Source organism: Proteiniphilum sp. UBA1028 (genome assembly GCF_002316955.1).
GTDB lineage: Bacteria > Bacteroidota > Bacteroidia > Bacteroidales > Dysgonomonadaceae > Proteiniphilum.
This window is the reverse complement of the sequence record NZ_DCEN01000007.1, coordinates 54,361-55,343: the sequence shown is the minus strand read 5'-3', so window position 1 is coordinate 55,343 and position 983 is coordinate 54,361. Positions and strand designations below refer to the sequence as shown.

1 protein-coding gene is annotated in these 983 nt (G+C 43.2%); it reads right to left on the bottom strand.

Going from position 1 to position 983, the window contains the following annotated elements:
• Positions 1–35: 35 nt before the first annotated feature.
• Positions 36–740, bottom strand: a complete 705-nt coding sequence (locus B3Z75_RS01110; protein ID WP_294066854.1) for a porin family protein — start codon at positions 738–740, stop codon at positions 36–38.
• Between the last annotated feature and the right edge of the window lie 243 nt (positions 741–983).

Genomic DNA, 983 nt, shown 5'->3' with positions numbered 1-983 from the left:
CACCCTCTTTTCTTTTTCGATGAATGATCTTATGTCTAGAATTTATATCCTACAGAGAGGTATGCTGTTTGATTTTTCACGTTGGCATCTTTGTTTCTGGAGATGTTCAGTAAGCCCATGTCCCATCCAAAATCCACAAGGAATGATTCAAGCTCAATACCGACACCCACACCCACACCGGCGTCAAATGGCTTGTAACCAAGCTTTTCATCGAAAGCCTTCACGTTGACAGCGCTGCTGTTTATCTGTTTGAGAACGGCATCCACCGCCGGTTTGGTTTCTGCCGGCACATAACCCAAGACTTTCACATCAGGCTTGCCGGTGATCTTGCCTCCGATTCCGTAAGCCGCATAAGGACCTGCGTGTAGCACAAGGCGTGTTCCGGAGGCCACATCCACCTTATAAGCAAAGTGCAGGGGAACTTGCAGATACATAGTGTTAACCCTGTTATCCAAAGAGCCGGAAATCTTAATATCCCCTACGCTCTGGTCTATTTTTGCTGAGGACAGCTTTGCACCCTTCGTCATAAAATAAAGCCCTGACTGGAGAGCCACATTGGGCGCAAATTCATAATCTGCAGCTATACCTACATGATAACCCAGTTTCATCTTGGCATCCTTCACCTCTTTTCCGTAAAGATTAGACATGTTTACTCCACCTTTCAATCCAAGGGAAAGTTCCTGTGCGTCTACGGCACCAAACATCGCTACCATCACGAGTAGCAGTACGATTTTTTTCATAATTTCTGTAATTAGATAGACAATCTGTAAAATTTTCTTGAAACGATTCTTCTTTTTATTCGCTTCCGATTATTAGATGCAGAATGATTAAAATCCCTCACCCCATTGTAATTTTTTTCTCAAAAAAAGTTACAGGCAGAGAAGGATAAAGCAACTAACGACTATCGTACAGAATGTTACGCAGAGGAATTGATCCATCTATGTATAAAACAAGCTCCCCCACGATTTCTCGTGAAGGAGCTT